The 8,113-nt window shown below is 62.9% G+C and carries 5 protein-coding genes; all 5 read left to right on the top strand.

The window, feature by feature from the left end:
* Positions 1–518 (top strand): glycosyltransferase family 4 protein (locus JNK74_25845; protein MBL7649613.1); only part of this gene is annotated, 518 nt, incomplete at its 5' end.
* A 29-nt stretch (positions 519–547) separates the two neighbouring features.
* Complete coding sequence (locus JNK74_25840; protein MBL7649612.1) at positions 548–1,651, top strand: glycosyltransferase; 1,104 nt, start codon at positions 548–550, stop codon at positions 1,649–1,651.
* Between the two features lie 2 nt (positions 1,652–1,653).
* Positions 1,654–3,522, top strand: a complete 1,869-nt coding sequence (gene asnB, locus JNK74_25835; GenBank protein MBL7649611.1) for an asparagine synthase (glutamine-hydrolyzing) — start codon at positions 1,654–1,656, stop codon at positions 3,520–3,522.
* Positions 3,523–3,655: 133 nt separating this feature from the next.
* A complete protein-coding gene (locus JNK74_25830) occupies positions 3,656–5,086 on the top strand; it encodes a transglutaminase domain-containing protein (protein ID MBL7649610.1) in 1,431 nt (476 codons plus the stop codon).
* 44 nt (positions 5,087–5,130) lie between these two features.
* Positions 5,131–8,079, top strand: a complete 2,949-nt coding sequence (locus JNK74_25825; protein ID MBL7649609.1) for a hypothetical protein — start codon at positions 5,131–5,133, stop codon at positions 8,077–8,079.
* Positions 8,080–8,113 lie beyond the last annotated feature (34 nt).

The raw sequence follows: 8,113 nt of genomic DNA, 5'->3' as shown, positions 1-8,113 counted from the left end.
CGCCGCCAGCGGCGCCCGCCCACTTTCAGGTCGGCTGGATGGGCTCTCCGTCCACGGCATCCAGTCTTCACTTGATTGGGGATGCCCTGGCGTCGCTACAGCCCGACGAGCTGACAGTGGCGGGGGCGGACCCAAAGCAGTTACACTCCATCAAGGCGCAGGTGGTGCCCTGGCGCTTTGACACGGAGGTCCCTTTGATACAGCAGTTCAGCGTTGGTGTTATGCCCCTTCCCCGGGATGACTGGTCGCGGGGCAAGTGCGCCTTGAAGGCCCTGCAGTACATGGCCTGCGGGGTGCCCTGCATCGCCACACCCCATGGCGCGGTGCTGGATATCATCCGCCACGGCGAGAACGGCTGGTTTGCGGAATCCGATGCTGACTGGCGCGAGGCCTTCCGTGCGTTGCGCAACCCCCAATTGCGCCGTCGCCTCGGTGAATCCGCCCGAACCACGGTGGAAGAACAGTTCTCCCTTCGGAAGGCCGCGCCCCGTCTCGCCGACCTGCTGGAAGCGCTCTGATGGCGGGCGGGCGGCCACGAATAGCCTGGGTGATCCCTACGATGCGGGTGGGCGGCAGCGAGATCCAATTGCTCCACCTGATGAAGGGGCTGATCGGCGAATTTGAAATGACCCTCGTCTGCACGCGGAGCGAAGGCGCGCTGATTGGCGATGCCCGGCGCGCGGGGGCCTATGTGCGGGTGCTGGACGCGCGTTCGGGCTGGGACTTTCGCGTGCAGCGCCGATTGCAGCATATTTTTCAGGCGCACACGCCCCACATCATGCACTCCTACCTGTCGGGATTCGATATCTTCGCCAACCGGGCGGCGCGCAAGGCGGGAATCCCGGTCGTGCTTTCCAGCCGCCGCGAGCTGGCCACGTGGCAGCGGGGCAGGCATCGCTTCATGCAACGCCTGGCCAACAAGTACACCGATTGCATCGTGGCGAACAGCCGCGCGGTCGCCGAATTCGCCGCGGAGCGGGAAGGTGAGCCACTGGGACGATTCCGCATCATCCCCAATGGCGTAGAGCCGGATCGCTTTGTGGCCACTATACCCCGTGAACAGATCACGAGCCGCTTTCGTCTTCCACCCCACACGTTGAACATCGGGATGGTGGCCAATTTCAGCCCCGTGAAAGACCATCGTCTTTTTCTGGACATGGCCAGCCTCATCTTGAAAGAGCGCCAGGACGTGCACTTTCTGCTGGTGGGGACGGGCGCGCTGGTGGACTCGGTGGCCGACACGATTCACCACCGGAAGCAGGAGCGCTACTTTACTCGGGTCGGCACGGTGGGCGAGGTGGCGGATCTCCTGCATGTGATGGATGTCACGGTGCTCACGTCGAAGATGGAGGGCTTTCCCAACGCGGTGATCGAGGCCATGTCGGCCTATAAGCCTTGTGTGGCCGGACGCGTCGGAGGCATTCCCGAACTGATAGACGACGGCGTAACGGGCTGCCTGGTGGAACCGCGCAGTGCGGAAGCCTTCGCCCGCCGAGTGCTGGATCTGCTGGCCGATCCGGCGCTCAGGGCCCGGCTGGGCCAGACGGCGGGCGCGTGGGTTCGGGGTCACCTGCCGATGGAGCAAATGGTGAACGGGCACCGCATGCTCTATCACGAACTGCTGCGCCAGAAACTGCGCAAGGGCGCCTGATCATGTGCGGCATCAATGGCGTCGTGTGGCGCGGCGCGCCGCCCGCGATGCGGCGCGAGATCATCGATGGGATGAACCGCGCAGTGGCCCACCGCGGCCCCGACGACGCCGGGCTCTGGCAGGGCGCCCAGGCCGATCTGGGCCACCGCCGTTTAAGCGTCATCGACACGAGCAGTGCAAGCCATCAGCCCATGATCAGCGGGGACGGCACGCGGGTCGTGGTGTTCAACGGCGAAATCTACAACTACCGCGAATTGCGACGGGAACTCGAAGGGCTTGGCCGGGCCTTCCGCACGGAAGGCGACACGGAAGTCCTGCTCGAGGGCTACTGCCAATGGGGTGTCGACGTGTTTCGCCGCTGCAACGGCATGTTCGCCGTGGCAATCTACGATCACGTTGCCGAGTCGCTGCTGCTGGCCAGGGATCGGCTCGGCATCAAGCCGCTCTACTATGTCGATTCATCCAGCCATTTTGCGTTTTCGTCGGAATTGGCCCCGCTTGTGCGTAGTGGCCTGGCGGATTGCAGTGTGAATCGCAACGCCCTGGACGCCTATTTCCAGTACTTGTACACGCCGGGGACCGAGACGCTGTACAACGGAATCCGCGCGCTGGCACCGGGCACGATGCTCATTCATGAGCGCGGCGAAACGCGCCTGGAACCCTTCTGGAAACTGCGCTATTCTATCGACCCGGCGTGGACCCTGGACAGTGCTGCGGAGCGTCTGGATGAACTCCTGACGGATTCCGTTCGACTGCGCGAACGGAGCGATGTTCCGCTGGGGGCTTTTCTCAGCGGCGGGGTGGATTCGAGCAGTGTGGTGGCGACCCTCTGTCGCCAGCGGACAGCCCCGCTCAAGACCTTCAGCATCGGATTTGACGATGCCGAAGCAAACGAGCTGGAGTTTGCCCGGGCGGTGGCGCACCGTTACGGGACCGATCACACGGAGGCCGTGCTGAAGCCCGATCTCGCCGCGCTGTTGCCGGAGATCGTGGCCCATTTTGGCGAGCCCTTTGCCGACTCTTCCGCGCTGCCCATGTGGCTGGTGTCCCGGCTGGCGCGGGAGCAGGTGACGGTGGCCCTTTCGGGTGATGGTGGTGATGAACTCTTTGGCGGCTATTCCTGGATGCATATGAACCGTCGTGTGGCCCAGTACCGCCGGGTGCCGACGCCACTCCGCCGTGCGGCGGGCATGCTGCTGACCGTCGCGCCGTCGTCGCCTCGATTCCAACGTCTGCGGCGTTTTCACGAGGACAGCTTTCTCCCTTCTCTGCGAAGTTTCCAGCGGCGCTTGACGGCCTTCTCCGATGGGCAACGCCGGGGGCTAATCCTGCCCGACTTTCAACCGAGGGACACGTCGCCCATCCCGTATCTGGAGCTGCTCTGGCGTGATGGAGCCGCCGGCGACGACGACGATCGCATGCTCTACGCGGATACGCGCATGTACCTGCCGGGCGATATACTTGCCAAGGTTGATCGCATGAGCATGGCCCATGGCCTGGAAGCGCGGGTCCCCTTGCTGGACTATCGCATCGTGGAATTCGCGGCCACACTGCCCTTCGCCTTGAAGTACCACGGCGCCACGTCCAAGCGCGTGCTGAAGCACGCGATGCGCGATCATCTTCCGGTATCGACACTGGCCCAGCGCAAGCGGGGCTTTTCCCTGCCGGTTCATCGCTGGATGCGAGGCGAACTTGCGGAGCTGTTTTGTGATACCGTGTTGCAACAGGCGTCGCAGTGCGGTGAATATCTGGACACCGCATTCGTCAAGTCGCTCTGGGACGACCACAGGGCCCGGCGTGATGAGCACGGTCACCGCCTGTGGTCGATACTGATGTTTGAATTGTGGCTGCGCTGGCTGCGCGGCATGTAGTCACCATGTAATTTTTGCCACGCTCGTGAATACAGTAAGGTAGCTGTCGAGCTTAATCGTGTGTACCGTTTTAATTGGCGCTTTACTCGTCTGCGATCAAGCGGGGCGATAGCGCCCGTGGAGAGAATTCTTTATGATGCGTGCATGGATTGCCGCCGCGTTACTGCTGGTTGCACCCCTGTCAGCGGCCCAACCCATCGATATTGCCGATTATCTCGGCGAGAGCTGGTACGGCGTTTACATGAACAACCAGAAGGCGGGTTACGCCGTCAACAAGGTGGCGCGGGAAGCGGACGGCAGAATCGTTGTCAGCGAAGACATGCGCTTCCAGATCAACATGGTCGGCGTGAAGCAGGACATGCGGATCGAAGCGCGGCGCACCTATTCCGCCGAGGGCGCCCTGATCTCTATCGAGTCCGAGGTGAAGGATCCGGCGGGAACCAACACCTTCGTGGGAACGGTGCGGGGCGACGAGCTTCATCTGGTGAGTGTCGTGGCCGGGGCCGAGTCCACGGTGGTGCTTCCCAAGCCCCAGGAGACCCTGGAAGACGCCATCAAACAGACCCAGCTTGTGCGCAGCGGCGCCCGGGTGGGCGATGCCATGGAATTCACGGTGTTCGAGCCGCTCTACAAGAAGGAGCTCGCGGGGATCAGCACGATCGTGGAGGAATCGATGCGGGACATCGAGGGCGTTCACACAAAGGTCTTCACCATCAAGACTTCGATGCCCGAGATGGGCGTGGACTCCATTTCGGTGGTGGCGGAAGACGGCACCACCCTGGAAGATGAAGTGGCGGGCCTGATCAAGATGCGGCTGGAAGCGGAAGCGCTGGCGAAGGACGTGGGCTACAGCAACGACGTAATCATCAGCAACGCCGCCATGGTGGATACGCCAATCAAGGACCCGCGCACGCGCTCGAAACTGCGCCTTGAGTTGCGCGGCCCGATCAATGATGGGCACCTTTTCAACGACGACCGTCAGACGGTCACGGCGGTGGAGGATCATTTTCTCTTCGAAGGCCGCACCTACGACATGGCGGGCTTTTCACCGGCAAAACTGCCCATCACGGACGAGGCGGTGAAGCCCTGGCTGGAGGCCACACAATTTGTGCAGAGCAACGATCCCCGATTGATCGCGAAGGCCAAAGAAATCGTGGGTGACGAGACCGACAGCCTGGCGGCATCGACCAAGCTCTCGAAGTGGGTCCACGAAAACATGCACAGCACTTTTTCCGCGCGCCTGACCAATGCCATCGAAGTGCTGGAGCACCTGGAGGGCGACTGTACCGAACACAGCATTCTTTTCATCGGCCTGGCGCGCGCGGCGGGCCTGCCCGCCCGTGAAGTGGCCGGCGTCGTCTATGTGGAAGGCGTGAAGCCGGGGTTCTATTTCCACCAGTGGGCGAAAGTCTGGGTGGGCAAGTGGATCGACGTGGACCCCACCTTCGATCAGCCGCTGGTGGACGCCACCCACATCAAGCTGGCCGAAGGCGACCTCTTCCAGCAGGCCCGGATTATCCCCATCATCGGCCAACTGGAAATTAAAGAGACGGCCGCGAAGTAAGTATTCGGCCGGGCGTTAGCGTGCGGCCGGGGAGTACAGACGACATGGCTACTGATGATTCGCCCCCGCGTCGGAGTTGGCTACGCCGCTGGTCGCGCCGATTCTTCGTGTTGTGCCTGGCCGCGGGTATTCTCCTGGGCGTGTTGGGCTTCACTGGATGGCCGCAACGCATCGGCACGGGGCTGCTCCTGTCGTCGCAACTGGGTGGTACGGCCCAGGTGGGCTCCATCGACCTCGGTAATCCGCTCGTGGCGCAGGGCATCACCCTGGTTTCAAAGGGAGCCGCCACCTATAAGCCCGTGGTGCAGGTGGAGCGGGTGGAAGCCGACTACCGCCTCGCCCCGGAAAATGGCCGCCACATCGGCAGTGTGGCGCTTTCAGGCGTCGATATCTCGCTGGAGCGAAGCCTCGCGGAGAGCAATTTCCAGTTTCTGGTGGACCGCTTTTCCCAGCCGGGCGGTGCTGGCGACCCGACGCCCTGGATTCCCGAACAATTGGACCTGGAGCGGCTTCGAATCGGCTTCCGTTCCCCCGACTTTTCGCTTGCGGCCGAGAATCTGGATATCCACGCGGTTCTCGCAAGTGGAACCGCCGGATCCGTGCGCCTCGGTGCACCCGCCGCTTCGATCATCTGGTCATCCGGGGCCGAGTCGGGCGGGGAGCGGCGTACCACGGGAGCCATCGCGTTGGACGCCGCCTGGAACCTGGACGGCGCCGATGTAGATGGGGCAATTGACCTGGGGGCTTTTGCAAAGTTGAACGGGACCTTCTCCGCCACGAAGCGGGGGGGAGTCTCCTATTACGCCATCTCGATTTCCGAAGCCGCGCTTCAAGATCCGATCTGGCCCGTTCTCCTCAATGGCCTTACCCCCATTCCCACGCGATTTGAGTCCGCCCAGTTTCGGGACAGCGACGTGCACTTTCATTTGCCGGAAGGCGGCGTGGCCATCGATCAGGCGACGGTGGACGGCGCTTTCACGGGCTTCGCGGTCGGGCCGGAAGAAGCTCCTTTTTACAAAGGACCGCTCCAGCTTTCCCTTCGCGGAAACTACGGCGACCAAACCGAAATCGTCGGCACGATTACCCTGCGTGATCGACTCGCCCTGGAAGGGGCCTTCCAGTTGACACCGGAGGGACTGGCGGGCACCTTCGGCTGGGAGTCCTGGCCACGGGAGGATCTCATTGCGCTGACACCCCCGGCCTATGCGGGCATTCTGTCCACGCTGGCCCCGCTGGCGCGACTCGGGGCCAAGGGAACCATCGCTCAGTCGCCCGGCTCCTTCACGCTGGACGGGGCCCTTGCGGCGGACTTCGGCGGCGACGCACCGTTGAATATACCGATAGCTCTTTCGTGGACTACCGAGTCGGGACTGTCCACCATGACCCTGTCGGCGGAGGCCGCCCTGGGCGAGGCCCGGCTGAAGACCACCACCACGGTACCGCAGGCGGGACCCGTGCGGGTGGAAAACCTGCTCACCGCCGTTTCCCCCAACGCCTGGACCGAACACATCCTGGGCAAATCAATCGCACCCGGCTTCGTCGCGGCCCTTACCGGTCGGGCTAATCTGTCCCTGCTTACCGGGCAGCCGCTGGAGATCGATCTGGATCTTTCGAGTCCGGGCCTGGGCTACGGGAGCATTGCATTGCCCGCGGAGCTGCCCGTGGCCCTGGCGGGAAAAATGACCTACGACACGGCTTCGGGCCGACTCGCGGGGAAGTCATTGAAACTGGCTCAGGAAGGAACGGTGGACCTCGCGGCGGCGGCGTGGTCCCTCGATCTGCCGAAGGCAACCCTGGAGAGTGAGCTGGAGGGGACCTTGTCGCTGGATACTCTGGCGAACATGTTTGCCCTGCCGGGCCTTTCCGGCGCCGCGGCGATCAGCGGTCGTCTGCACGCCGGCCCAGCGGGAACGCGCTTGGATTCCGTGCGCGCCAGTTCAGACGATATTGTCTATGGCGATTGGGGCGTGCCCTATGGATCCCAGTTGACCCTTACCGGAGACCTGGCCTACGATACGGCGGCTGGCAGCCTGACTTTATCCCCCGTTGCGGCCGCAATCGACGAGGGCACGCAACTCAGCCTGACCTCGCTCGCATTTCTTTTCGCACGGGAGGGCTCACCGTTCCGTGCGAATTTTTCCAGTCTCGCCCTGCGCTCGGATCTGGATCTGCTCGTGCGGCGCGGTCTAATCGCATCGGTGACCGGCGGTCACGCCGCCCTTGCGAGCGAGGAACTGGCGTGGACCGGTGATTCCTTCTCGGGCATGACCACCTGGGAATTGCGGGCGGAGACACTGGAGTTACCGGAGAAAATGGGCTCCTTCGCCAGCCTGGCCCACACTGGAAAGTACAATCCCGCCTCGGGCGAGTTGGGCGGTGGATCGCTGTCCGTGGGCCCCTTTAAAGTGTATGAAATCCCTTTTGGCGCGACATCCACGGAGGTCAAGGTGACGCCCGAGGAAATTTCCTGCACCACCTTTGAGACGGCCTTTCTGGGGGGGACGCTTGCGCTGGGCGGCGAACTGAAATACCGCGAAGCAAACTACCCCGGCACCGTGCGGGCGGAAGCCGGCGCACTGGATCTGGAGCAATTCACGCAGACCTTCAAGCCACCCGATGTCGTCATGACGGGCAAGGTGAATGGCACGGCCGATCTCACCGTGTCGGCGGAGGGGCTGGTGGATCTCAATGTCGACCTGACCGCCTCGGAGAACCTCACCCTGAACCAGGCGGCGGTGCGCCAAATCCTGATGCAGCAGATGGTGAACGACGCCGTGGGGAGCAAGCAGATCCAGAAGGTAATCGAGAAGGTCATCGGCAAAGACGAGCAGCGCGCCTTCGAGAAAGCGGTGATTAAACTTCACCTGGAAGACGGGCTGGTGGTGGGCGTGGCCCGCCTGGAGAGCAAGAATCTCGATGTCACGGTGGATATCAAGGCCGAGCCTGAGGCGATCCTCCAGGCCATACAATCCGCGGCGGAAGAGGCCCCGTGAAACTCGCAATATTTTGAAGTCCGGGTATAGAATG

It is taken from the genome of Candidatus Hydrogenedentota bacterium (assembly GCA_016791475.1).
GTDB lineage: Bacteria > Hydrogenedentota > Hydrogenedentia > Hydrogenedentales > JAEUWI01 > JAEUWI01.
Note: the sequence above shows the minus strand (reverse complement) of the source record. Positions and strands in the feature narration are given on the sequence as shown.

Excerpts from the sequence above, each read along its gene's own strand:
- asnB (MBL7649611.1), top strand. The coding sequence starts at position 1,654 with ATGTGCGGCATCAATGGCGTCGTGTGGCGCGGCGCGCCGCCCGCGATG.
- JNK74_25830 (MBL7649610.1), top strand. The coding sequence starts at position 3,656 with ATGATGCGTGCATGGATTGCCGCCGCGTTACTGCTGGTTGCACCCCTG.
- JNK74_25825 (MBL7649609.1), top strand. The coding sequence starts at position 5,131 with ATGGCTACTGATGATTCGCCCCCGCGTCGGAGTTGGCTACGCCGCTGG.